23 protein-coding genes and 1 other RNA gene are annotated in these 25,570 nt (G+C 42.9%); 17 read left to right on the top strand and 7 right to left on the bottom strand.

Annotated features, from left to right (window positions below; genetic code table 11):
* Window positions 1-36 precede the first annotated feature (36 nt).
* The 3 genes from rsmI to A7968_RS17430 all read left to right on the top strand — a co-directional run bounded on the left by rsmI (window position 37) and on the right by A7968_RS17430 (window position 2,028).
* On the top strand, window positions 37-894 hold the full coding sequence (gene rsmI, locus A7968_RS17420) for a 16S rRNA (cytidine(1402)-2'-O)-methyltransferase (protein ID WP_064667846.1): 858 nt from the start codon (window positions 37-39) through the stop codon (window positions 892-894).
* 43 nt (window positions 895-937) lie between these two features.
* An RNA gene (gene rnpB, locus A7968_RS17425) (RNase P RNA component class A) lies at window positions 938-1,302 on the top strand.
* A 183-nt stretch (window positions 1,303-1,485) separates the two neighbouring features.
* A complete protein-coding gene (locus tag A7968_RS17430) occupies window positions 1,486-2,028 on the top strand; it encodes a hypothetical protein (protein ID WP_064667847.1) in 543 nt (180 codons plus the stop codon).
* Between the two features lie 15 nt (window positions 2,029-2,043).
* Here A7968_RS17430 and A7968_RS17435 read toward each other — a convergent pair whose 3' ends face one another.
* The 7 genes from A7968_RS17435 to A7968_RS17465 form a co-directional block, all read right to left on the bottom strand.
* Window positions 2,044-3,612: an MASE1 domain-containing protein gene (locus A7968_RS17435; RefSeq protein WP_064667848.1), complete on the bottom strand. Its 1,569-nt coding sequence runs from the start codon at window positions 3,610-3,612 to the stop codon at window positions 2,044-2,046.
* Complete coding sequence (locus tag A7968_RS17440; protein ID WP_064667849.1) at window positions 3,599-4,228, bottom strand: response regulator transcription factor; 630 nt, start codon at window positions 4,226-4,228, stop codon at window positions 3,599-3,601. The genes A7968_RS17435 and A7968_RS17440 overlap by 14 nt, the downstream gene beginning before the upstream one ends.
* Window positions 4,229-4,382: 154 nt before the next feature.
* Entirely contained in the window at window positions 4,383-5,051 is a 669-nt protein-coding gene (locus A7968_RS17445) for a YoaK family protein (RefSeq protein ID WP_064667850.1), read from the bottom strand.
* A 106-nt stretch (window positions 5,052-5,157) separates the two neighbouring features.
* Window positions 5,158-8,166 (bottom strand): EAL domain-containing protein, encoded by a 3,009-nt coding sequence (locus A7968_RS17450; protein ID WP_227008859.1) that lies wholly within the window; start codon window positions 8,164-8,166, stop codon window positions 5,158-5,160.
* 324 nt (window positions 8,167-8,490) lie between these two features.
* The gene (locus tag A7968_RS17455) at window positions 8,491-8,748 is read right to left on the bottom strand and encodes a hypothetical protein (RefSeq protein WP_064667852.1); all 258 of its coding nucleotides are present in this window, start codon (window positions 8,746-8,748) and stop codon (window positions 8,491-8,493) included.
* A 3-nt stretch (window positions 8,749-8,751) separates the two neighbouring features.
* Window positions 8,752-9,204 carry a hypothetical protein gene (locus A7968_RS17460; protein ID WP_064667853.1) on the bottom strand — a complete coding sequence of 151 codons (453 nt, stop codon included), beginning with the start codon at window positions 9,202-9,204 and terminating at the stop codon, window positions 8,752-8,754.
* A 6-nt stretch (window positions 9,205-9,210) separates the two neighbouring features.
* Window positions 9,211-9,552, bottom strand: a complete 342-nt coding sequence (locus A7968_RS17465) for a hypothetical protein (protein WP_064667854.1) — start codon at window positions 9,550-9,552, stop codon at window positions 9,211-9,213.
* A gap of 507 nt (window positions 9,553-10,059) precedes the next feature.
* On the opposite strand from A7968_RS17465, the gene mraZ reads away from it, so the two are divergent.
* The 14 genes from mraZ to ftsA are packed head-to-tail and all read left to right on the top strand — an operon-like array spanning window position 10,060 to window position 25,562.
* Window positions 10,060-10,518 carry a division/cell wall cluster transcriptional repressor MraZ gene (gene mraZ / locus A7968_RS17470; RefSeq protein WP_064667855.1) on the top strand — a complete coding sequence of 153 codons (459 nt, stop codon included), beginning with the start codon at window positions 10,060-10,062 and terminating at the stop codon, window positions 10,516-10,518.
* Between the two features lie 29 nt (window positions 10,519-10,547).
* On the top strand, window positions 10,548-11,486 hold the full coding sequence (gene rsmH / locus A7968_RS17475; RefSeq protein WP_064667856.1) for a 16S rRNA (cytosine(1402)-N(4))-methyltransferase RsmH: 939 nt from the start codon (window positions 10,548-10,550) through the stop codon (window positions 11,484-11,486).
* Window positions 11,483-11,809: a cell division protein FtsL gene (gene ftsL / locus A7968_RS17480; protein ID WP_064667857.1), complete on the top strand. Its 327-nt coding sequence runs from the start codon at window positions 11,483-11,485 to the stop codon at window positions 11,807-11,809. The genes rsmH and ftsL overlap by 4 nt, the downstream gene beginning before the upstream one ends.
* A complete protein-coding gene (locus tag A7968_RS17485; RefSeq protein WP_064667858.1) occupies window positions 11,806-13,623 on the top strand; it encodes a penicillin-binding transpeptidase domain-containing protein in 1,818 nt (605 codons plus the stop codon). The genes ftsL and A7968_RS17485 overlap by 4 nt, the downstream gene beginning before the upstream one ends.
* Window positions 13,616-15,121, top strand: coding sequence for a UDP-N-acetylmuramoyl-L-alanyl-D-glutamate--2,6-diaminopimelate ligase (gene murE / locus A7968_RS17490; RefSeq protein ID WP_064667930.1), 1,506 nt, complete (start codon window positions 13,616-13,618; stop codon window positions 15,119-15,121). The genes A7968_RS17485 and murE overlap by 8 nt, the downstream gene beginning before the upstream one ends.
* Window positions 15,118-16,506 (top strand): UDP-N-acetylmuramoyl-tripeptide--D-alanyl-D-alanine ligase, encoded by a 1,389-nt coding sequence (locus A7968_RS17495; protein WP_064667859.1) that lies wholly within the window; start codon window positions 15,118-15,120, stop codon window positions 16,504-16,506. The genes murE and A7968_RS17495 overlap by 4 nt, the downstream gene beginning before the upstream one ends.
* Window positions 16,500-17,582 (top strand): phospho-N-acetylmuramoyl-pentapeptide-transferase, encoded by a 1,083-nt coding sequence (gene mraY, locus A7968_RS17500; protein ID WP_064667860.1) that lies wholly within the window; start codon window positions 16,500-16,502, stop codon window positions 17,580-17,582. The genes A7968_RS17495 and mraY overlap by 7 nt, the downstream gene beginning before the upstream one ends.
* Window positions 17,583-18,908 (top strand): UDP-N-acetylmuramoyl-L-alanine--D-glutamate ligase, encoded by a 1,326-nt coding sequence (gene murD, locus A7968_RS17505; protein ID WP_064667861.1) that lies wholly within the window; start codon window positions 17,583-17,585, stop codon window positions 18,906-18,908.
* Window positions 18,905-20,080 carry a cell division protein FtsW gene (ftsW, locus tag A7968_RS17510; RefSeq protein WP_064667862.1) on the top strand — a complete coding sequence of 392 codons (1,176 nt, stop codon included), beginning with the start codon at window positions 18,905-18,907 and terminating at the stop codon, window positions 20,078-20,080. Before murD ends, ftsW begins: the two co-directional genes overlap by 4 nt.
* Complete coding sequence (gene murG, locus A7968_RS17515; protein WP_064667863.1) at window positions 20,077-21,186, top strand: undecaprenyldiphospho-muramoylpentapeptide beta-N-acetylglucosaminyltransferase; 1,110 nt, start codon at window positions 20,077-20,079, stop codon at window positions 21,184-21,186. The genes ftsW and murG overlap by 4 nt, the downstream gene beginning before the upstream one ends.
* Window positions 21,187-22,635, top strand: a complete 1,449-nt coding sequence (murC, locus tag A7968_RS17520; protein WP_064667864.1) for a UDP-N-acetylmuramate--L-alanine ligase — start codon at window positions 21,187-21,189, stop codon at window positions 22,633-22,635.
* Window positions 22,632-23,552 (top strand): D-alanine--D-alanine ligase, encoded by a 921-nt coding sequence (locus A7968_RS17525; RefSeq protein ID WP_064667865.1) that lies wholly within the window; start codon window positions 22,632-22,634, stop codon window positions 23,550-23,552. The genes murC and A7968_RS17525 overlap by 4 nt, the downstream gene beginning before the upstream one ends.
* A gap of 1 nt (window position 23,553) precedes the next feature.
* Window positions 23,554-24,333, top strand: coding sequence for a cell division protein FtsQ/DivIB (locus A7968_RS17530; protein ID WP_064667866.1), 780 nt, complete (start codon window positions 23,554-23,556; stop codon window positions 24,331-24,333).
* The gene (gene ftsA, locus A7968_RS17535) at window positions 24,330-25,562 is read left to right on the top strand and encodes a cell division protein FtsA (protein WP_016709472.1); all 1,233 of its coding nucleotides are present in this window, start codon (window positions 24,330-24,332) and stop codon (window positions 25,560-25,562) included. Before A7968_RS17530 ends, ftsA begins: the two co-directional genes overlap by 4 nt.
* Window positions 25,563-25,570 lie beyond the last annotated feature (8 nt).

Raw genomic sequence — 25,570 nt, forward strand, 5'->3', positions numbered from 1 at the left:
ATTTGCTTATATTACTGACTGACGCAGGAGACCTCAATGTTAAATGAGGAGAATTCACAGAAAATCGGCACTCTTTACATTGTAGCCACCCCAATCGGCAATTTTGACGATTTAAGTCAGCGTGCAATCGCGACATTATCGCAAGTTGACTTAATCGCTGCTGAAGACACCCGCCACACAGGTAAGTTGCTCAGTCACTTTGGTATTAAGGCAAAAACCTTTGCTTTACACGATCATAATGAAAAGCAAAAAGCGCAACAAATAATTGATCAACTTAATCAAGGTTTAAATATAGCACTGGTTTCCGATGCCGGCACACCGCTTATTAGTGATCCAGGCTATGCGGTTGTAAACTTATGCCGAGAGCAAGGCGCCCATGTTACACCTATCCCTGGTGCATGCGCGGCAATTACCGCGGTATGTTGTTCTGGTTTGCCAACGGATCGCTTTCAGTTTATTGGTTTTACCCCAGCAAAAAGTAAAGCTCGGCAAGACTTTTTTATCGAAGCGGTTAATTCCAACATCACCAGTATTATGTACGAAAGTACCCATCGCATTATGGCAAGCCTTGATGACTTGGAGATTGCCCTTGGTAGTGAGCAACAGGTAGTATTTGCCAAAGAGCTAACCAAAACCTTTGAAACATTTTTTAATGGCACAGTGAGTGAACTCAAACAGTTTTTAACCGACGATCCAACCAAGCAGCGCGGTGAAATTGTACTAATGTTGCCAGGTAGTCCAAAGCAGGTTGATGATATTCCTCCAGAAGCACGTAAAATGTTGGCGCTACTTGAGAATGAAATGCCAATGAAAAAAGCCTGTGGCATTGTAGCCGAGTACTTTGGTATGAAGAAAAATGCCCTTTATAAAACAATTATTGACGAAAAAGGCTAAATCTTTACTGCACATACAATCCAGCTCAGGTATACTGCGCGCCGAGTCAGCCAAGATGATCGCTGCCTGCAACGAAAATGCGCAGGGGGAGGAAAGTCCGGGCTCCATAGGGCAGGGTGCCAGCTAACGGCTGGGGGGCGTGAGCCTACGACAAGTGCAGCAGAGAGGAGACCGCCAATCTTCGGATTGGTAAGGGTGAAAGGGTGCGGTAAGAGCGCACCGGGCCACTAGCAATAGTTGGTTGCAAGGTAAACTCCACCCGGAGCAAGACCAAATAGGGTTCCTTATGGCGTGGCCCACGTTGGAACCGGGTAGGTTGCTTGAGCCATAGAGCGATTTATGGCCTAGACGAATGATTATCACTTTCTTCGGAAAGGACAGAACCCGGCTTATACGGCTGACTCACTCATTCAACAAAAAAGCCCGCAGTTAACGCTGCGGGCTTTTTTGTGCTTGAAATATACGCTCTAAATCCAAAAGTAAACACAAATGCTATAAGCCATTTTCTTAGTCGGAATAAGAAAAACGATGATATTAACTTCCTTCATTAGCGCCTAACCTATTGCTTTATTGTTAGTTTAGGGAATTAGAATGAGCGTGATCGAGGGCAGTACAAGGGAGTTTGGCAATACAAGGGTGCTATTACATAGCTTGGGATCATCATGCTATCGCATCGAGTGGTATAGCAAGATGACGGGAGCATCAACCAGCCTGACGCGGATCAAACTAGGAAAATATTTAGTGCTGCGTAAATGGGCATCAGCGCTTAATATACAGGATGTGTCCAGTGAGTTTGATCGGCGCAATAGCGCACTCATCCACTTTTTAAATAATGTCGATATTGTGAAGTCTAAAGACGATTTGATACTTGCGGCAAAACAGCACTGCGTTAATCTTTTCACCAATTATGAAGGCTTAAAGCCGATCAATAAAGTCACTTTTCCTAAACCTAGATTGCAGGGAGCTATTGGCAAAAAAGTGGTTATTAAATCAAAAGTAGGTGATAAAGAAATTGCCGAAGGGTTGTTATTGCAGTTAGTTGGCAATCAGGCTGAAGTGCAAGTATCAGCAAGTGAAAATGACATTTCACATGTTCGCAAGAAGTTTTATTCCAAGCAGGTTTACCTTCGCTAGCGGCTATTCGTTAGATCAACTGGGGAATGTCACTGTGATAGTGAAGCCCTGCTCATTTGAGAATGCGCATTGACCGCCAAGCGCGGTCGCGCGCTCATCAATGAAAGCGAGACCATAACCGCCAGAATGCGAGGCTGTTGTGACAGTATTACCATTATCCTGAATAATTAACGTGATCAGATCCGAGTTGGAATCTAAGCTAATTACCAACTCAGATGCGCAGCTGTGTTTTATGCAGTTGGTGACTGCTTCTTGGCAAATTCGATAGATCGCAATTTGATGCTCTTCACTGAGCTGTTTGTTTAAGCATAAATGCGTTGTATATTGCATCTTTTCCTTATGCATTAAGCTTTTAAATTTCCCTTGTGACAGTGCTTTTGCTAAGCCTAATTCATCTAGTTCACGTGGGCGTAGATAATGCATCAGATGGTAGACTGAATCGTACATTGCATTGGCATTTTGTTTAAGGGCCGTGACAATATCTGTCGCTCGCTGATCCGTCATACTGGCTAAAACGGCAAGTTCGGTTTTAAATGCGGTAAGATTTTGTCCCAATTCATCATGCAGCTCTTGCGACAAATGCTTTCTCTCGCTTTCTTGCACATTCACCATTTTAATCGCCAGTTGTTGGTTTTTTTCTAGTAGCGCTCTCAGTTCTAGGTTTGTCACTGTTAGTATCTTATTTTTTTGTCGCAGCTCTGCGGCGGCTGCGCCAAGTAATAAGCTTGTTGCTGCGTTGGTTAGAATAAATAATTGGCTAATATAGGTATTAGTTGCATCTTGGCTGATGCTCGCTTCTAAAATTATTAGGCCATTAGCTGCTGCCGCGGCAAATATAGCGCCGGTAATGCCAAAGTGATATGAAAACCAAATAATAGGTAGCAAAGACGCTAAGCGTAACAGTGAATAAATATCGGGACGTAGTAAATATATTGCTAACACCAACAGGGTAAAAGCGATGACTGCAATAGCCAGTTTCAGCCCACCTTGAAGGTTAAAAGCCCGTTGGTAACGATTTGCGCACAGAATAAGAAAAGGTGCAATAAACAAGCTGCCAGTCAAATCGCCCAATGTCATATTTAGCTGATATTGCAGTAATTGCTTGCCCTCTAACCAGGTTGTGAACTCGAAAGAGCTGGCAAATAAAAACCACTTTGATGCGGTTGCTACACTGGCTAATAAAATCAGTGATAGCATGCCTTTGCTGTCTTTTATAGTAGGAGGCCAACGACTATGCTTAAAAGCGAAAATGATGGCGAAATAAATCGCTTCTTGCCACACACCATGGAATAAATTTAAATGCCATTGCTGAGTATAAAAAGAACCTAAGTACGCTGCATAGAGTCGCGATGCAAACCATATCATTGGCCAATAGCGTGTTGGGAAAATAATCACAAAAGCCAGCTTAATACCTGCTGGGAGGAATATAGCGCTACTTTGCGGGACTGTTTCTAGATGGTTACTAACCCATGAAGCAGCAGCTAATGCGATTAAATAAGCAATGCAAACAGTGAGCTGTTTAGTCGTCACTCGCAATATGTTTGCAGCGGGAGGTGTGAAAGTGATCACCCTAGACCAACTCATTAAGTTGGATAACCCCAATATCAATGGCAACTTTTAATAGTTCAAATGATGTTGTTGCGTTTAGTTTATTACAGATATTTGTTTTATGTACGTGAGCGGTTTTTGGCATCATACCAAGCTGTTGAGCAACCTGTTTGGCATTTAAACCTTTTGCAAAAAGTGGTAGAGCCTCGATTTCTCGATTCGTTAACAGGTCTTTTTTATTCGAAACACAGCTGTAGCTGAAGTTAACATCTTCACTGATATAGCGATGGCCGCGCATTACCGTTTTTACTGCATCGATCATCGCGTCTGAAGCAGAACGTTTCGATACATAGCCGAGCGCGCCAAGTTGTATCGCATTACTGACGTACGGTTCATGGTCATGCATGGACGCAACGATGGTTTTTATTGCTGGGTAATGTTCATTTAAGTAGGAGAGAAAAGTTAGACCGGTATCACCTTCGTGCATTGAAATATCAACAATAAAAACATCTGGCTGGTCAATATTTACGGCTAACTTTGCTTCGTTCACTGAACAAGCTTCTATTGTTACTTGCCAGTTTAACTCGAGCTCAAGTAGCTTTTTAAAACTATCTCGAACTAACTGATGATCTTCTATGATGCCAATCTGCATGGGGTCCCTCCATTTTTGGCAATTATACCTCTAAATCAAATTATTATGTCTAAGAATTATTCTTAGTGAAATTACCTAGCGATTCTTAACATGAAGGTTAATACAGGTTTGTAGCAACTATATATTTCAAAAGTCGTGTTAACCGCGCAAAGGGCTAAATCTTTTTACTATTGATGGCTTTAAACACTGAGTAGCTAACGGCTAATACTAGGCAGATGGTTGCGGGGATAAAGAGTGCATTAAAGTTATAAAACTGGAATGCATAAGCACCTAATGTGCCGCCGCAAATGAACCCTGAGATGATCAGTAAAAATAACAGTGCTTTGCGTTTATCAAAGGGTTCGCCTCTTAATTTAGCGCCGAGCATGAGGCCTAGATCGGTAAAAATACCGGTAACGTGAGTGGTGCGAATAACTGCGCCGCTGTAAGTGGTGGCTAATGCGTTTTGTAAGCCGCAGGCTGCGGATGCTAAATAGTGGCCGTTTACAGAGTCGTTTGATAAAAAATACACTGAGCTTGCTAACAGTATGGCTTCAAGCAGCAGTAAGCTACTGTAATTATGGCCAAGTTTGAGTGCACCACTTTGTAAAAAGGCGCCGGAGATCGCCGCACCGGCTAAAAAGCTCAGTAGGATAAGCGCTAAGTGTAATGCATCAGTAACAGGTGAAGTAACAAGGTTTGCGCCAAGGAGTGTTGCTGTGCCTGATAGATGTGAAATTGATTGATGTTTGAAGCCTAGTAACCCTATCGAATTAACAAGCCCAGCGACAAGCGCAAGTAAAAACGATCCATATTCTACCCAACGAGGCAATTTTGAAATCACGGCTAACAGTTAATTTAATAAGATCTGTTTGGTAACCTATCAGTTCGTTATTTATTAAACAATAGCTAGCTAAGTTTTCAGTGCATAGTTTGTGCTGGATCTGTATTTAGCTCGTTGTTGTGGATTGATTGCTTACCAGTGCTAAAAATTCCTGTTCGGGTAATGGCTTTGAAAACAAATAGCCTTGGCCATAATCACAGCCTAAGCCGAGTAGTAATTGTTGTTGCTCTGGTGTTTCAATGCCTTCGGCAATCACTTTTAAACCAAACTGGTGGGCCATAGTGATAATGGCTTTGCATAACGCCAGATCTTGATTGCCCGCTTGAATGTTATCAACAAAACATTTATCAATTTTTAAATAATCAGCATCCATTTGTTGCAAGTAGGCAAGCGATGAATAGCCGGTGCCAAAATCATCCAGTGCTAGTTCCATCCCCGATTTGACCAGCGCTTTCAGGCGTTGTTGAGTTAGCTGCTCAGGTGCGATCATTAATCCTTCGGTGATCTCGGCAACAATCGCGCTCGGTGGTAAGTTAGCGTCTTTTAGTAGCGCTGGCCACAGATCAATACCACTATCAAGGCAACTAAATTGCACCGGCGAGACGTTGATACTAAGTTGAAAATCGGCATCAACTTGTGCTCGTAAAATCGTTAGTGTTTGTAATGCGCGAGTAAATACAAACTGCCCTAATGGATTGATATACCGAGACTCTTCGGCTAAAGGTATAAACTCTGCGGGGCTAATTACGCCACGTGTAGGGTGTTGCCAGCGGATCAGAGCTTCCGCTTTATGTATATGCCCAGAATCAAGGTTTACAATCGGTTGGTAGTAAAGATCAAATTGTTGCTGTTCGATACCGCTGCGCATACTTTTAAGTAAATCCATACGTGCTTGTGCTTGCTCACGTAAGTTGTGATTAAAAAACTTAAAACAGTTGCGGCCACTTTGCTTGGCTTTATACATGGCTTGATCGGCGGCTTTTAATAACAGCTCTGAACTATCACCATCGATTGGTCCAATAGCGATGCCGATGCTGGTGGCAATATGCAGTTCTTCACCCTCGAGTATAAATGCTTTTGTCATGGCATTGAGGATATCGTTGGCTACTTTTTTGATGTGTTCCTCAGTGACTAGCTTGGCATGCACAATAACAAATTCGTCGCCACCAATACGGGCAATAAACTCAATATCAACAATTTCTTGCTGCAAGCGAATGGCGATTAATTTGAGTAATTCGTCGCCATAAAAATGGCCTAAGGTGTCATTTATATCTTTAAAATGATCAATATCAAGAAGCATGATCACTAGTGGCTCATCAGGATTTAATGGGTTATTTAAGTGCTGATTTAAGCGTTTTTTAAGCTCAATTCGATTGGGTAAATTGGTTAAATGATCAAAGTGAGTTTGATGCCAAATTAATTCATCCGCAGCTTTTTTCTCGGTGATATCAGTAAAAATAGCGACTCTGCGCTGTGCTTCATGCTGTTCGTTGTAAACAGTATCGATAGTAAGCCATTCTGTGAATAACTCGCCATCTTTACGACGGTTAATTATTTCACCTTGCCAACGGCCTGTTTTTTGTAATTGCAGCCACATTGCGTGATAAAACGCTTTACTGTGTTTGCCTGAAGCTAAGATAGCAGTGGTATTGCCCAAAATTTCATCTTTACTGTATTGGGTGACTTCACAAAAAGCGGGATTTACGTCGAGTATGAGGCCATCAGGATCGGTAATGGCCATGCCTTCACTGCTGTTTGAATAAACTAGGGAAGCTAAGTGGGAGGCTTTTTCAGCGTGTTTTCGATGGCTAATATCTTGCACAACAATCGTGTATTCATTGCTATTAGATTGAGCGCTGATACGCATTTCAAATATTTGTTCGGTTGGGCTGTTTGGTACTGATAACTCAAATTGAGAGGTGCCGTTTTTAGTTGGCAAGCGACTCAATAGGAATCGGCTTCTTTCTTCGTCAAATAGTTCTCTTAGGTGTAATTTAGAGCGACTAAAACTTGGTGGGTTTAACAGCGAGATATTGCCGCCTAAGTTCAGTACGTCACCGTGGACATTGATGCGAATATAGCTATCAGGCAGGGCATTTAATAAGCTACTTAATTCATCATGTTGGCGTTTTACATTGGCTTCGGCTGCAAGGCGAGTTTTTGCCATTTCTTTAAAGTGTGAGTATAGCGTGCTGAGCTCTGAGCTATTAAGTGGAAACTGCTTTGGCAGTTTACCTGTTGCGAGCTCCCCGATTGCGTGTGTCAGGCGGGCTATTGGCTTAAATACATCACGTTTTAAACTTATATAGGCAAAAATACACAAGACAATAATCATACCAATAAAGGCAATTAAGGTGTTCACAAATAATTGGTTTGCAGCCTTGATAGCGTCATTAAATGGCATGGCAACATAAACGTTTAAAGTATTTTCGGTGGCATCTTGATACATGGTCTTACTATGCAAAACATGATTAATACCTTGCAAATCAATAGTGTTACTCAAGATTGGTGAGTTAGAGTTAAAGCCATAGGTATTAATTTTTTTACCAAAGCGCAATGGATCGTTTGGGTAGTTAGCGATAATACGATCATTATCATCGGTTATAACTGCCAACGCATCCGATGGTAAATGAAAATTAGCTAGCTCTTGGCTCCACCAGTCTAAATTTATCACAGTAACAACCGCACCATATACTTGCTGGTGCTGATCAATTAAGGGATAAGCGAAGTTTACCGAAGGAGTGTTCATGCTGCGATCGTTTTGGAAAAAGCCAATGGCAAAACTTTTTGTTGCTATAGCATTTTGAAAATACTCGCGGTCCGCAATGTTGATATTTGCACGGCCTTTAATAATACAGGTGGCATCACCTTGCAAATTAACAATGCCAATATTGGCTATTTCAGGGTTTAATTTTTGTATTTTTAACAAGTAATCAGGGCAGCCTTGGTTACTGCGGGTAATGTCTTCGTTTATTAGCTGCGCTAATTGCACAGTGAAGTTTTCAATTTCTTTTAACAGTGCGGTTTGTTGTTCAGCAAGTTGTTTGGCGATCGTTAAAGCCTGCTGCCGGCTTTCTTGCAGCGCAGTTTCTTTTGCATGCCAGAGGCTAAACAATATTACGATAAGTCCAGGCAAGCTTAATAAAATAAACAGCCGGTATAATCGATGTTTTAACGATAGAGTAAAAATAATTGCATCTTTTTAGTATGTTCTTGGCACAAAATTGTAGCCAAAAAATGTTAAATTAACCATATTTAATATAAGGTTAATTTAATATACAAAATAGGTAATGAAAAGTTTGTTTAGCTTTAAAGGACTGAATATCTTTTCTAAGGTGATACTAAAGCTGCAATAATATTCATTGGCGAGCTAGTCACAGTAAGTGCTTTACGAGCGATAAAGTAGATTTGCTTACTATAAAACCAATACAATAAAAATTTATAGTAAGCGGAGTAACCAACTAAACTGGCTAAGCTGAGAGAGTTTATTGCTTTTGCCACTGTTACCGTTTAATGCTTGATAACCAGCGCCTGCGGTAAATGCACTGGCAATACCAACTTTGGTTACCGCAAAGCGCTTTAGTCGGTAATTTAAAGCTTGATGGTGTTGTTGCTTTAAACTTTGTATGGTGTTCATTTTTTGAGTTAAATGAGCCACTTTCCGGTTTGGTTTGAGAATAAAATAATCAATCAGCATTTATCACTCCTTGGTAATATTGAGCAACTGCTTAATACTATGGCTGGTTTTATCGAAGCCAATTTTACTGCTGATGTAGCCAATGTTTTTCCACAGCCAGAATAAACAGATCAACTGCAAGCTAATTAAACATAAGGCACTGAGCCATATTGATTGACTAAAAGCAAAAATAGCTAAGCCAAGCGTAGCTAACAAGCCTGCCCATAACAATACCAAGCCGCCAGCAAAGCTTACTAACAAAATTATTGTCAGTGCTAACGAGCGGGTTGATAGCCGCCATTCAGCACTGGCTAATTCTTTGCAAATACCGGCTTGTTGGCGATAGTCCTGATAAAGTTGTTCACCATATTGAGTTAGTTTAGCGAGGTGATCTTGCCACTGATCTGCACTTTGCAGTGCAGGATCAGCGGCCTGATCCTGATGTTGTTTATCTTTAAGATCAGTCTCTTGTTGCATAACTACCTACTTGCGACGTAGTAGTGCAGTAACTAGCATACCTGCAGCAAAGGCAATACCTGCTGTTGCAAGCGGGTTTTCTGATGCTAATTGACGTGTTTTACCACTGTATTCGGTCAATTTTTCACGGGCTATTTTTTGCTTTTCAGACAGTGTTTCAGCTGAGCTGGCAGCACCATGACGAATACCTTGCTCTGCTGTTGCTGCTCTCGAAGAAAGCGCATCAACAGCCTGATGCGCCGCTGAAGTTGCTTTATCAGTGAAAGGTGCATCAGTATGAGATGCAAGATCATCCACCTTTTTGTTAGCTGCAGCAGCTGAATTAGTACTTGTTGTTGAAGTAGCCATAATAATCATTCCTTAAATATTAAAATTAAATAGTGTAGTACTTGTTGCATCCTTCGTACCAGTTATGCTATTTAATTATTTTTAATTATAAATCAGTGCTTTAGTTTTTTGCCTGAAGATTTTACGCTTAAATTAACAGCATTTTCAGTAACAATTGCAAAGCAACCACGTAAATTTTACAAGGCCTAATGAGTAGGGATTAAGTGCTGTTTATTTTGTAACTATTCATTGATTATTCATTAATCACTTTACGGCATTTATTTGTTTTTATCTGAGAATAAAATATTTTTTTTCAAGTTATCCACTTTTTCCCACGTAATTCAGTAGCTTTGCGTGAGGCCTTATTTTTTCTGGCTTTCACAGTTAATAATAGGATTTTACCGACTTGACAAAACCGCTTGTCAAGCCCTAAACTGGAGCACTGTGGTAAAAAGTGGTTTTTAGTGGATCAAATTGGATCAAATTAATCAAAGTGGATTAATTTTCAACTTTTAGAATAGGCTTTTTATGTTCCGTGGTGCGAGTTCGCTCAGTATGGATGACAAAGGACGGTTTGCGGTACCTACTAAGTACCGAGATTCTTTGTTGTCTGAAGATCAGGGCACGGTGATCTGTACCGTTGCACTGAACGAGCCTTGTTTGTGGTTGTACCCACTCGCACAATGGCAAGACATAGAAGATCGCCTTGCTAAAATTTCCAATATGAATCCACGCGCTCGACGCATGCAAAGGATGTTGTTAGGTAACGCAACTGAATACCAATTAGATAAAAATGGCCGAATTTTGCTGGCACCGTCACTACGGAGTCATGCAGATTTAGGCAAAAAAATCATGTTGGTTGGTTTGATGAATAAATTTGAGATCTGGGATGAAGAGCGTTGGCATGAGCAAATGCGCCAAGACACCGAAATAGAACGACTCGGTGAGTTTGAATCAACACCTGACTTAGATAATTTTTCACTCTGATCACACAATAAAAAGGCAAATAATAGCTAATGACAGCTCAATTTGAACATATTTCCGTACTAATGGACGAAACCATCGATGCGCTAGCAATTAAGCCAGACGGCATCTACATGGATGGTACATTTGGCCGTGGCGGACATTCTGGACAAATCTTGGCGCGCCTTGGTGAGCATGGTCGGCTACAAGCGATCGATCAAGATCCACAGGCCATTAAGTCTGCCGAAAAGTTTGCCGATGATAGTCGTTTTGCCATTGCGCATACCCGTTTCTCTAACTTATACGAAGTTGCTGAGCAAAACGATCTGTTAGGGAAAGTGGATGGTATTTTGCTAGATATCGGTGTGTCGTCTCCGCAATTAGATGATGCCGAACGCGGTTTTAGCTTTATGAAAGACGGCCCACTTGATATGCGCATGGATCCAACCAGTGGTCGCAGCGCCGCGCAGTGGTTAGCTGAAGCTGAACTTGAAGACATTGTACATGTGATCAAAACCTACGGTGAAGAAAAGTTTGGGCGTCGAATTGCTCACAAGGTATTGGAGGTTCGCGAACATACGCCGATCACAACGACTAAGCAGCTTGCTGATTTAGTTGATGAAGCCGTGCCGGTAAAGGATAAGTTTAAGCATCCTGCTACACGTACTTTCCAAGCGATCCGCATTTATATCAACAGTGAATTGGAAGAGATCCAAACTGCATTACAAGCTGCCTTAGCGGTTTTAAAACCTGGTGGCCGGTTAGTGGTGATTTCGTTTCACTCACTTGAAGATCGCATTGTTAAACAGTTTATTAAAAAACAGAGTAAGGGAGCGGCATTACCCAGAGGTCTGCCTTTAACTGATGCACAAATAAATCAAAACTTGACGTTAAAAGCAGTGGGTAAAGCTATTAAGCCAAGCCAAGCTGAAATTGACCGTAACCCTCGTTCACGAAGCTCAGTACTTAGGGTGGCGCAGAGATTGGGATGAAGCCAAAAGCGAATCATCGACAACCCAATTTATTTGTAGAAGTACTCAAAGGCCTAGGAGCAAATAAGCTAACCTCGGCCTTGTTGGTTGTGATATTTGCATCAAGTTTAAGTGTGGTGCAGGTTACCCACTTTGCTCGCCAAGAGCTGATTGAACAAGATCAGTTGCTTCAAGAGCGAGATGAATTGGATTTAGAGTGGCGTTATTTACTCGTTGAAGAAGAATTTTATTCGCAGCATGCGCGCATTGAAGAAATTGCCACCATGCAACTTGAGATGAAACGGCCTACCAGCCAAGATGAACAGGTGATAGTACTGCCATGAGAAGCAGAGGGAAAAAACCAGTCAATAGTTTGATCACATGGCGTTTTATGCTGGTGTGCTCTGTTGTGCTGCTTGTTTTTGTCACTTTGGTGTCGCGTGCCGCGTATTTACAAGTTATCGAGCCTGATAAAGCCCGCTCTGAAAGTAACAAACGTACTGTGCGAGTTGAAAAGCTCCATGTACAGCGTGGGATGATTTTTGACCGCCATGGCAAAGAGCTGGCGGTGAGTGTGCCAGTAGTAAGTGTGTATGCCGATCCTAAAGCATTGCATAAATCATTACGTGGCAAGGTACTTAAGCAGGCGCGTAAAAATGGCGAAGACGATAAGGCGCTAGCTGAAAATACAGCATTGCTCGAGCAGCGCATTAGCGAATATTACAAAAATGACCTACGTTGGCGCGAACTTGCTGACGTACTACGTATCGAGCCGAAAAAAATAAATGGCCGTTTGCGTGATGATGCCAGCCGCCGTTTTGTGTATTTAAAACGTCAAGTAACCCCAGCCGTTGCCAATTACATTGGTGATTTACGTCTACCTGGTATTCATTTATTAGATGAATCAAAACGTTACTATCCTGCTGGGGAAGTCACGGCGCATGTTCTTGGCTTTACCAATATCGACGGTAAAGGGATTGAAGGTATAGAAAAACTATACGAAAGTGCGCTTACCGGTGTGGAAGGGCGCCGTACTATTCGTAAAGATGCACAAGGGCGTGAAGTTGAAGTGCTTGATGAGCGTGAACGCATTGAGCCTGAGAATATTCAACTCAGTATCGACCAACGTATTCAAGCAATCGCTTATAAAGCGGTTAAATCAGCGGTGTTGACTTATAAAGCAACGTCTGGCTCTGCTATGGTTGTGGATGTCAAAACCGGTGAAGTGTTAGCTATGGTTAACAGCCCCTCTTTTAATCCCAATAATTTGAATGACGCAGCGCCACATAAGCGCCGTAACCGCGCAATCACAGATTTGTTCGAACCAGGGTCAACTGTTAAGCCCCTAGCCATTTTAGCTGGCTTAGACTACGGCACAATTCAACCGGGTGATAAAATTGATACTTATCCTGGCTGGATGCGTTTAGGCGGTAGTTTAGTGTCAGATTCGCGTAACCACGGCGAAATGACGCTGCGAGAGATTTTAAAATACTCCAGTAATATGGGCGTAACAAAAATTAGTCAAACAGTGCCAAAAGACTATTTTGTTGGCTTGTATCAAAAGGTGGGTTTTGGCTCTGATTCTGGCACCGGTATGGTGGGGGAAAGCAGTGGTTTGTTTTATCCCAATCGTCGTTGGTCTGATCACGAAATTGCTGCTTTATCATTTGGCTATAACCTTGCTGTAAGTACTGCTCAAATGGCACGTTTTTACGCCATGCTGGGTGCTGGTGGTGTAAACCGTCCACTTACAATCTTAAAGCAAGACAGCGTTCCTGAAGGTGAACGAATATTTCAACAAAAAGATGTTGAAGCCGTTGTACATATGATGGAAAGCGTATTTGAAGAAGATGGTACAGCGAGACGCGTCAAGGTCGATGGCTATCGCGCTGCAGGAAAAACAGGTACCTCTAAAAAAGCTGCTGTAGGTGGTTATGGTGACGAGTATGTTGGTTATTTTGCAGGTTTAGCACCTGCCAGTAACCCGCGCTTAGCTGTAGTAGTATTAATTAATGAGCCCGGTGGAGATGTTTATTACGGCGGCGCGACGGCAGGACCTGCGTTTGCTGAAATAATTTCGAATTCATTAAGAATTTTAAACGTAGCGCCTGATAAAGACTCGGTTGCCTACGTGAAGGGCATAGATGATGATGCGTGATTTAAAAATAATTTTACAAAAAATAGAAGTAGCAGCTTCAAGCTTGTTAGTTAAACACTTGCGTTTAGATAGTCGCGATGTCACCCCTGGTGACGTGTTTGTGGCGATTAAAGGTCACCAGTTAGATGGCGGACACTTTATCCAGCAAGCCATTAATAACGGTGCGGTTGCTGTCATTGCTGACCGTTTATGTGAGTTTGAATCTGATTTCGATCCTTTGTATTTAATTACTGACTTGGATAAAAAGCTCCCTGCATTGGCGAGCCACTTTTATCAGCAACCAAGTAAGCATTTAGATGTGATAGGTGTTACTGGCACGAATGGTAAATCAACCACCACTGCCATGATCGCCCACTTAGCAACGTTTTGTGGCACCCCGTCAGCGATTGTTGGCACATTGGGTTATGGGCAGTCAGATAATTTAACCGAACTTCTTAACACCACGCCGTCGTGTGTTGATTTACAACGAATATTAGCGCAATTGGCTGAGCAAAATAATAACTTAGTGGCGATGGAAGTCTCATCTCATGGACTTGTACAACACCGTGTTGCCAATACGCATTTTAAAGCTGCTGTGTTTACTAACTTATCTCGCGATCATTTAGATTACCACGGTGATATGGCAAGTTACGCTGACGCTAAATTAATGCTAATGCGGGATTTTGACGCGCAATTGGTGGTGCTCAATCAAGATGACTACCAAGTTCAGCAATGGTTAGAGCAGTACGATTTTAATAATTTAGTGTGTTATGGCCACAAAGCACTTGTGCCTAAAGGTGCACGGTTTGTTTATTTTACCGATGTTAATTATCATAAAACCGGTATTTCGGCACAGTTAACTACAAGTTGGGGCGATATCGCTATTACTTGTCCGTTATTTGGTGAATTTAATTTATATAATTTAGCCGCTGCAATGGCCACTCTATTGGGTATGGGTTATCCGCTTGATAAGCTAGCAGCCGGTTGTGCCAGCTTGCAACCTGTTGCGGGTCGTATGCAAGCGTTTAGCGCAGCAAATCAACCAACCTGTATTGTTGATTATGCCCACACCCCTGATGCTTTAGCATTGGCACTGCAAGCATTACAACAACATGTGCCAGGCGGCGTAAGTTGTGTATTTGGATGTGGTGGTGACCGTGATAAAGGCAAGCGCCCGATGATGGCTAAAGCGGCTGAGCAATATGCTGATCAGCTAATAGTCACCAGTGATAATCCTCGCAGTGAAGATCCGTGGCAGATCATGAAAGATGTTGCTGCTGGTTTTAGCCAACCTGAGAAAGCCCATTTAGAGGCGGATCGTGCGGCAGCTATTGCCTTTGCTATCGATAATGCCAATGCTCAAGACGTCGTATTAATTGCGGGCAAAGGTCATGAGGATTATCAAATTATTGGGACGCAACGGATTGATTTTTGCGATCGAACGTTTGTTCAGCAGCACTTACAACAAAGAGCAAAGCTAGACCCACAAGAACAACAGCTCAGAGGATCGCAGTTATGATCCCTATGGATTTTGATTGGCTGGCGAATGTGCTAGCAACCGATTATCAAGGTGATAATCGCACCGTGAAAAACATTAACACAGACACTCGCACAGTCTGTGAAGGTGAGGTGTTTTTAGCGCTACAAGGCCCTAATTTTGATGGCCATACGTTTTTACAACAAGCAAAAGACAAAGGCGCTATAGCCGCTATCGTGAGCCATAAAGTTGCTGTTGATATTCCACAGTTTTTAGTAACTGATACGCGCATTGCACTAGGTGAAATCGGCGCTGCGGTAATGGCAACGGTTGCTCCGCAAACTATAGCTATCACCGGCAGTGTGGGTAAAACCACAGTAAAAGAAATGTGTGCTGCTATTTTAGCTGCTCATGGCGATGTACTTGCAACGAATGGCAACTTTAATAACGACATTGGCGTGCCATTGACTTTGTTACGCCTTGAACCACAGCATAAGTACGCAGTTATCGAGCTCGGCGCTAATCATATTGGCGAAATTGCCTATACCGCTGCGATGACCAAGCCTGATGTGGCTGTGGTTTGTAATGTTGCCGCGGCACATATTGAAGGCTTTGGTTCGCTCGAGGGTGTAGCCACCGCTAAAAGTGAAATTTACGATGGCTTAAAAGCCCACGGTACTGCGATTGTAAATTGTGATAGTGAATTTAGTGACGGTTGGCTTACAAAGCTTACAGGGCGCAAAGTTAAATGTTTATCAAGCACTGCACAACTGGATATTTGGGCTGAAGATATCTGCTTAGATGCCCAAGCGCATGCTTCTTTTTTCTTCTGTACTGCGCAGCAACGGGTGCCAGTAACGCTTGCACTGCCTGGTCGCCATAATGTTACCAATGCATTAATTGCGGCGGCACTAACCAGTGAATTTGGCGTGTCGCTTGAGGCGATCGCTAAAGCGCTCGCAAATATGGCTGAAGTTAAAGGCCGAGTAAACATAATTCCTGTTACTGACACCCTAACCGTAATTGACGACACCTATAACGCTAACGTGCAATCAGTTAAGGCGGCAATCGATCTATTACGCGACCTAGCAGGTAAGCGTATTTTGGTGTTAGGTGATATGGGTGAACTTGGCGACGACGCTGCGACTTATCATCAACAAGTTGGTGTATATGCCAAACAACAAGGTATCGATGAGCTGTATAGCTTAGGTGTATTGAGCCAATATGCCAGTGATGAATTTGCTCAACCACAGCGGCATTTTTCGAGCCGTGAGGTGCTATTGCAACAGTTGCAAGCAGCGTTAACTGACTCAGCGCAAAAAACCACTATAGTCGTGAAAGGATCACGCAGTTCTCGAATGGAATTATTAGTACAAGATTTAGTTAACAGCCAGCAAATTGGCCGCAATGGAGTATCTCAATGTTAGTTTGGCTGGCCGAATATTTAACTCAATATTACAGCGCTTTTAATGTGTTTTCGTACCTAACGGTGCGTGCTGTATTTGGTATTTTAACGGCACTATTAATTTCTTTATATTTTGGCCCTAAATTGATCCGTGCGTTGCAAAAAATGCAAATTGGCCAAGTAGTTCGTAACGATGGACCTGAATCTCACCTATCTAAAAAAGGTACACCCACGATGGGGGGCATTTTAATTTTAGCCTCCATTTTTACCAGCACTTTGCTGTGGGCTGATTTAGCGAATAAATATGTTTGGGCTACCTTGTTTGTGATTGGCTCTTTAGGAATTGTTGGCTTTGTTGATGACTACCGCAAGGTGATCCGTAAAGATCCAAAAGGGCTTATCGCGAAGTGGAAATATTTTTGGCAATCAGTGATCGCGTTAGTCGTTGCATGTGCGTTATTTTTTAGCGCTAATCACGCCAATGAAACCTCACTTGTGGTGCCATTTTTTAAAGATGTGTTACCGCAATTAGGCTTGTTCTACATAGTTATGACTTATTTTGTCATTGTGGGTACATCGAATGCCGTTAACTTAACAGATGGCCTTGATGGTTTAGCCATAGTGCCAACTATTTTGGTGGCTGCGGCATTGGCTATTATTGCTTATCTTACTGGTAACGTGAACTTCTCTGCTTATTTACATATTCCACATTTACCACTGGCTAGCGAATTAGTGGTGGTATGTACTGCCATTGTTGGTGCTGGTTTGGGCTTTTTATGGTTTAACACATACCCTGCGCAAGTATTTATGGGCGATGTAGGCTCACTGGCATTAGGTGGTGCGCTGGGAATTATTGCAGTATTGGTGCGCCAAGAATTGATACTAATCATTATGGGTGGCGTGTTCGTGATGGAAGCGTTATCAGTCATTTTACAAGTTGGCTCTTATAAATTACGCGGTCAACGAATTTTTAGAATGGCGCCCATTCATCACCATTATGAATTAAAAGGTTGGCCAGAGCCTCGTGTGATCGTGCGGTTTTGGATTATTTCTATCGTGCTAGTACTTGCTGGCCTAGTGACATTAAAGATCAGGTAAATGACGTATTTAAACGAGATAAAAAATAAACAACTAACAGTGCTCGGACTCGGTGTAACCGGTCTGGGCATTGTGCGTTTTTTATTGTCTCAAGGTTTGACACCGAATGTAGTTGATAGCCGCCAATCGCCACCAGGTTGTGATTGGTTGCAACAACATGCCCCAAATTTAAATACGCACTTTGGTGATCTAGCTTCGGCAAAGCTTGATAGTGCTGATATGATCATTATCAGCCCAGGCCTAAGCTTGACCCTGCCAGCAGTTGTCTCGGCACTGCAAGCTGGCGTGGAAGTAATTGGTGATATTGAATTATTTGCCCGCTTAACTGATAAACCTGTGGTGGCAGTAACTGGCTCTAACGGTAAATCAACGGTGGTGACGCTAGCCTATCAAGTACTAAAAAGCGCCGGTTATAAAGTCGGCCTTGGTGGCAATATTGGCACCGCAGCGCTGGACTTATTAAACGATGATTTTGATGTTTATGTATTAGAGTTATCAAGTTTTCAACTTGATACCACACGTAGCTTAAAACCAATAAGCGCTACGGTACTGAATGTTTCAGAAGATCACTTAGATCGATATGCCAGTTATCAAGCATACATAGAATCCAAACAAACGATTTATGCCAATACGGCACTGGCAGTAGTTAATAGCGCTGATGCGGCAACGCATAGCCAAGTCATGCCACAGCTGAGCTTTGGCTTAGACAGCGGTGACTACAGTTTAATGTCGCACCAAGGCGAGCAGTACTTTAGTTATCAAAGTACGCCACTGTTACCGGTGAGCAGTTTAGCTGTGGTGGGTCGTCACAATCAGCTTAATGCCTTGGCGGTTATGGCTTTACTTAGCCCGTTTGATATTACCCCAGCACAATATGCGCAGGCGTTTGGTGAATTTACTGGTTTGCCTCATCGTTGTCAGTTTGTAGCAGAGCAAGCGGGCGTTAAATACTTTAATGACTCTAAAGCCACTAATGTCGGAGCGACCATTGCGGCGATAGAAAGCTTAGCGGATCAAGCTCAGCAACTCGTGGTTATTGCCGGAGGCGATGCTAAGGGCGCGGATCTTGATAGTTTAAAGCCGTATTTGCAGCAACAAGTTAAAGCGTTAATTTGTTTTGGTAAAGATGCCAAAGCTTTGGTTGCGTTGAGCGACAAAGGGCACTTAACAAATAACATGGAACAAGCGGTTGCGCTTGCCAAGCAACTAGCCACAGCCGGCGATATTGTTTTGCTTGCACCTGCTTGTGCCAGCATCGATATGTATAACAATTACATGCAACGTGGTGATCACTTTAGTCAATGTGTTTTAGCGGAGGCGCTATGATTGCGTTTGCTGATATTCGTGACACGTTGACCCCTAAACCATCGGCGCAGCTTTATGATGTACCTCTACTGTATTGCGTGATTATGCTCATCGGTTTGGGATTCGTAATGGTGACCAGTGCCTCTATGCCCACTGCCGATCGGCTGTTTGATAATCCGTATCATATTATTATTCGCCACAGCATGTTTTTGGCGATGGGTTTTGTGTTGTTTTGGATCACTTGCTGTGTGCCTATGACATGGTGGAAGCGCTCTAACCCCTATTTATTAATGCTCGGCATGGTGCTGTTGATTATTGTGCTTATTGTAGGCCGTGAGGTAAACGGTGCAAAACGTTGGATCCCAATAGGTCCGATTGGCTTTCAAGTTGCTGAAGCGGCTAAGTTGTTTTTTTTCAGCTATATCGCTGGTTATTTAGTGCGTAAGCGCGAAGAAGTACAAGAGAACATTAAAGGCTTTGCTAAACCTATTGCGGTATTTGCAGTGTACGCGGCATTAATTTTATTGCAGCCCGACTTAGGGACTGTCGTCGTGATGTTTGTCACCACGGTAGGGTTATTATTTTTAGCTGGTGCTAAGTTATGGCAGTTTTTTGTATTGATCTTAACGGGTATTGGCTTGGTCGTTTTACTGATCATTATTGAGCCGTATCGTATGGCGCGAGTGGTGGGCTTTTTAGAACCTTGGGATGACCCATTTGGTAAAGGCTATCAGTTAGTGCAATCGTTAATGGCTTACAGCCAAGGTGGCTGGTTTGGTCAAGGTTTAGGTAACAGCGTACAAAAATTACAATACTTACCAGAAGCCCATAATGACTTTATTTTTGCCGTTATAGGCGAAGAGCTCGGCTTTATCGGCATCGTGAGCATTTTGATGGTATTTGGCACCTTTGTATTTAGAGCCTTATTAATTGGTCAACAAGCATTAAAGTGCGGCAAAGAGTATGAAGGCTATTTTGCATTCGCGATTGGTATTTGGTTTGCGTTTCAAACCATGGTGAATGTGGGCGCAAGTGCCGGTATTTTACCAACCAAAGGCCTCACCTTACCGTTTGTGTCTTATGGTGGCTCTAGCTTACTTATCATGACCATAGCGGCAGCTATTTTATTACGAGTGGATTTTGAAACTAAAATGGCCACTAAACAAGCAACATCTCGCGGAGGTAAGCGATGAGCAAAAAATTAGTCGTTGTTGCTGGTGGCACGGGTGGGCATATCTTTCCTGGTATTGCAGTGGCAGATCACTTAAAGCAACAAGGTTGGCAGGTTAGTTGGATTGGCACGGCCGACCGTATGGAAGCGCAAGTGGTTCCAAAGCATGGCATTGATATTGATTTTATTAATGTTAAAGGTGTGCGAGGCAATGGCCTTGCGCGGTTAGTAAAAGCACCATTTATGGTTATAAATGCGATTTTACAAGCACGTAAAGTATTAAAAAAACAACGTCCAGATGTTGTGCTTGCAATGGGGGGCTATGTAACAGGGCCAACCGGTATGGCTGCAAAAAGCTTAGGAATTCCATTGGTGATCCATGAGCAAAATGCGGTAGCAGGTATGAGTAATAAATACCTCGCTAAGGTTGCTAATAAGGTATTGGCGGCATTTCCGCAAGCATTTGCAGCAGGTCGCAGCGACGTTGTCGGTAATCCAGTACGTGCTAGTGTGGCGAGTGTGGCAACACGCGTGGCATCTACGCCTGTAAACATACTAGTTGTTGGTGGCTCGTTGGGCGCACAAGTACTAAATCAAACATTACCTGCGGCATTTAAGCAGCTAAATGATGATTTTCAACTTAATGTTTGGCATCAAACAGGTAAAGGACAGCTTGGCTCAGTAACACTTGCATACCAGCAACAAGGTTTTAGTGTTGAGCAAGCGAAAGTGGCAGAGTTTATTGATGATATGGATACCGCATACGGCTGGGCTGATATTGTAGTTTGCCGCGCTGGTGCTTTAACTGTCAGCGAAATTGCCGCAGCTGGCAAAATGGCGGTGTTTGTACCATTTCCTCATGCGGTGGATGATCATCAAACCGCCAATGCAAAGTTTTTAGTCGATGGCAAAGCTGCATTATTAATGCCGCAGGGGCAGTTTAACGAACAGAGTATTGTTGAACTATTACGCCCATATTTAGCCAAACCAGAATTAATTAGTGAACTTGCTGATAATGCAAAACAGCTGGCAACACTTGACGCTACCGCTAATGTCGCATGGCATTGTATGGATGCGGCCGGTGTTGCTCCACCTGCACAGCAAGTTACAGAAAAAAGAGATTATTAAGTGAAAGAAACGTCAACAGAGAAAAGTACTCGTCCGGCAATGCGCCGTATTAACACCATCCACTTTATTGGTATTGGTGGCGCAGGGATGGGAGGGATTGCCGAAGTACTCGCTTTTGAGGGCTACCGTATTACCGGTTCTGATATAGCGCACAGTGCAATGACTGAACGTTTGATCCAAGCTGGCGCCGAAGTGTTTATTGGTCACCATCAAAGTAATGTAAAAGATGCCAGCGTAGTGGTGGTATCGAGTGCGATTGATGAGGCTAACCCTGAGATCATTGCGGCAAAAGCTGCACGTATTCCTGTGGTACGTCGTGCAGAAATGTTGGCCGAGTTAATGCGTTTTCGCCACGGTATTGCTATTGCAGGCACTCATGGTAAAACGACAACAACCAGTTTAATTGCCAGTATTTATGCACAAGCAGGGCTTGATCCAACCTTTATCATAGGTGGTTTACTTAATAGCGCTGGCAGTAATGCCAAAGTGGGTAAAAGTGATTTTTTAATCGCCGAAGCGGATGAGAGTGATGCGTCATTCTTACATTTACAGCCTATGGTATCGGTGATCACTAATATTGAAGAAGATCACATGGATACCTACGGTGGTAGCTTAGAAAAAATGAAAGACACGTATGTGGACTTTATTCATAACCTACCGTTTTATGGCTTAGCTGTGGTGTGTATTGACTCAGAAGTGGCGGCTGAACTTATTCCACGCTTTGGCCGACCGGTGATCACATACGGTGAAACGGTTGACGCCGATTACCGTATGACTGACTTTAGCCAAACGGCGAATACCAGTCAGTTTAAAGTACGTAACAAGCAAGGTGATGAGTTAACTGTGCATTTAAATATGCCAGGTAAACATAATGCATTAAATGCCACTGCTGCTATTGCTGTGGCAAAAGATCAAAAAATTGCCGACCATGCGATTTTAGAAGCTCTGCAAAAATTCGAAGGTATTGGTCGTCGTTTTCAGCATTATGGTGACTATGAAAACGAGCGTGGCAAAGTGATGTTAGTTGATGATTATGGCCATCATCCTTCAGAGGTTGCAGCGACCATTGCTGCAATTCGCGAGGGCTGGCCTGATAAGCGCTTAGTGATGATTTATCAACCGCATCGTTTTACCCGTACTCGCGATTTATATGAAGACTTTGTAAAGGTACTTGCTGATGTTGATCAACTACTTCTACTGGATGTGTACAGCGCTGGTGAAGAGCCAATAGTGGGTGCTGATAGTAAGAGTCTGTGCCGCAGTTTACGCCAACGCGGTAAAGAGCCATTGCATGTGGCCAGCAGCTCAGAGCTTGCTGGGGTTTTAGCAGATACATTACAAGATAATGATTTAGTTATAACGCAAGGCGCTGGTAATATTGGTCAATTAGTAAAAACACTCGCGGCGACATCGCTATCGATTGAGCAACTTAAGCAGGTACAGGTATGACGCAATTAAACACACAATTTGGCAAAGTGGCGGTGTTGCTTGGCGGTAACTCAGCAGAGCGCGAAGTATCATTAAAGTCTGGCCAAGCTGTATTGAATGCATTGCAAAATGCCGGTGTTGATGCCATCGCCTTTGATCCAAAAGAACAGCCATTATGGCAATTAAAAGAACTCGGTATTGAGCGGGTTTTTATTGCTTTGCATGGTCGTGGCGGTGAAGACGGTACCATTCAAGGTGCACTTGAATTTATGGGCTTACCGTACACCGGCAGTAACGTATTAGGTTCAGCATTGGCGATGGATAAAATTCGCTGTAAGCATTTATTTAAATCAGCAGGTTTGAGTACTGCACCGTATGCGGTTGTTGATAATAAATATGGTTTTGATGCAAATACGATTATGAATGAGCTTAAAAAAGTGATGGTTAAACCCTCACATGAAGGCTCAAGTATCGGTATGGCACAAGCTAATAACGCACAAGAGCTAGAAGACGCATTAGCAGCAGCATTTAAATTTGATAGCCAAGTGTTAGTTGAGCAGTGGATAACAGGTCGCGAATTCACTGTGGCAATTTTAGGCGATGATGTACAGCCAGTTATTGAAATGACCACACCGAATGGTTTTTATGATTACCAAGCTAAATATCAATCAAATACCACGCAATACCATTGTCCTGCTGATTTATCAGCAAGTGATACGCAAACGTTACAAACAATGGCATTACAAGCATTTGAATTAGTAGGTGCAAGTGGTTGGGGACGGGTTGATGCTATGCAAGATGCGGGTGGTAACTTTTACTTGTTAGAAGTGAATACCGTACCTGGTATGACTGAAAAATCATTAGTACCAATGGCTGCGAAAGCAAATGGTGCAAGCTTTGAGCAATTAGTTGTTCGCATTTTAGGGCAAACACTTTAATATGCATCCCTTTTTGGAAAAAGCGCAACAATTAAAACAGCAATTAAATTGGTCGCTGATTTTTGGAGTGAGTTTTTTTCTGGTGGTGGTTTTTAGCATAGTGCAGATCACCAGTGGCGTTAGGCAGTGGTTGGTTGAAAATAAAGACGCACAAATAAAGCATTTAGCGGTATTAGGCAAACCTCAATATACTGATGAAAAAGCGATTATTAGTGCGATTAAAAAAGCCGACTTATCGAGTTTTTTTGATTTAGATGTAAAAAAAATACAGCATCTAGTTCAGGACTTGCCATGGGTTGCAACGGCATCAGTGCGTAAACAGTGGCCAGATACATTACAAGTGTATGTGGTTGAGCATCACGCAGTGGCTATTTGGAACAGTGATTTATTACTGAACCAAAGCGGTGAAGTGTTTGAAGCCAGTAGCGATAAGCTCTCGGAGCAATTACCACAGCTTTATGGCCCTGAAGGTAGCGAGCTTGAAGCATGGGGCGCCTTTAAGCAGTTTGATGGCATGCTTAAAGTGAACAATTTGAAGTTAACGAGCTTGGCATTGTCGGAGCGATTTTCATGGCAATTATGGCTTGATAACGGTATTCGCCTTAAATTAGGGCGTAAAGAGAAAGCTAAGCGGGTACAGCGGTTTATCGATGTTTACCCGCGGATGGAAAAACGTGCAGATGCACAAGTAGATGTAGTGGATTTACGGTATGATACCGGCCTTGCGGTGAGCTGGAAGCTCCTGGAAGAAGCGCAATTACAAAATAAGAGTAAGGCATGACTAAGTCAGCAGAAAGAAACCTCGTGATTGGATTAGACGTTGGCACCTCAAAAGTGGTGGCCACGGTTGGTGAAATCACCGCAGATAACAAACTCAGCATTGTTGGGGTTGGCAGCCAAGTATCCCATGGTATGGATAAGGGCGGCGTAAACGACCTTAATTTGGTGTCTGAGTCTATTCGTCGTGCAATCGATGAAGCAGAGCTTATGGCCGATTGTCGTATTAGCTCCGTGTATTTGGGGATTTCGGGTAAACATATTCAATGTCAAAACGAAAGTGGTGTGGTGGCAATCAATAACACCGAAGTCACCGACGAAGATATTGAGAATGTAATTCATATTGCTCGTTCAGTACCAGTATCGGCTGAGCGAAAAATGCTGCATGCGCTACCGCAAGAATACAGTATTGATATGCAAGAAGGGATTAAAAACCCGCGTGGTATGAGTGGCGTACGAATGGAAGCCCGTGCTCATATCATTACTTGCTCAAACGATATGGCGAAAAACATTGAAAAATGCGTAGAGCGTTGTGGTCTTGAAGTTGATCAACTGATTTTCACTGCACTTGCCTCGTGCTATTCGGTTTTAACCGATGATGAGAAAGAGCTCGGTGTTGCGGTACTCGATATCGGCGGCGGCACTATGGATATCACCATTTATATTAATGGTGCGTTGCGTCATTCTGCTGTAATTCCTGTTGCGGGTAATCAAGTGACTGGCGATATTGCAAAAATATTTCGTACACCGATATCACATGCTGAATCACTCAAGGTACAATACGCGTGTGCAAGCAGCCAAATGGCTAGCAGCGAAGAAACAATAGAAGTACCGAGTGTTGGCGGGCGACCTGCGCGATTAATGTCGCGTCACACCTTATCAGAGGTGGTTGAACCGCGTTTTAGAGAATTATTTGAACTGGCGATGGAAGAAATTCATCGTTCAGGGTTAGCAGACCAAATTGCAGCAGGACTCGTCATTACTGGCGGTAGTGCTAAAATGGCTGGCGCAATGGAAGTGGCTGAAGACATTTTCCAAATGCCAGTGAGAATAGGCAAGCCAATCGGGATGGTTGGTTTGACAGATTATGTAGATGACCCTTCATATGCAACGGCGGTGGGCTTATTACAGTATGGCCGCACAATGCAATCGATGAATGCACAAAAATCGAAACCTGAGGGCGATAACAATTGGTGGAACCGTATTACGAAGTGGTTCCAAGGCGAGTTTTAATACTCAAG

Source organism: Pseudoalteromonas prydzensis, from assembly GCF_001661495.1.
Classification (GTDB): Bacteria; Pseudomonadota; Gammaproteobacteria; order Enterobacterales; family Alteromonadaceae; genus Pseudoalteromonas; species Pseudoalteromonas prydzensis.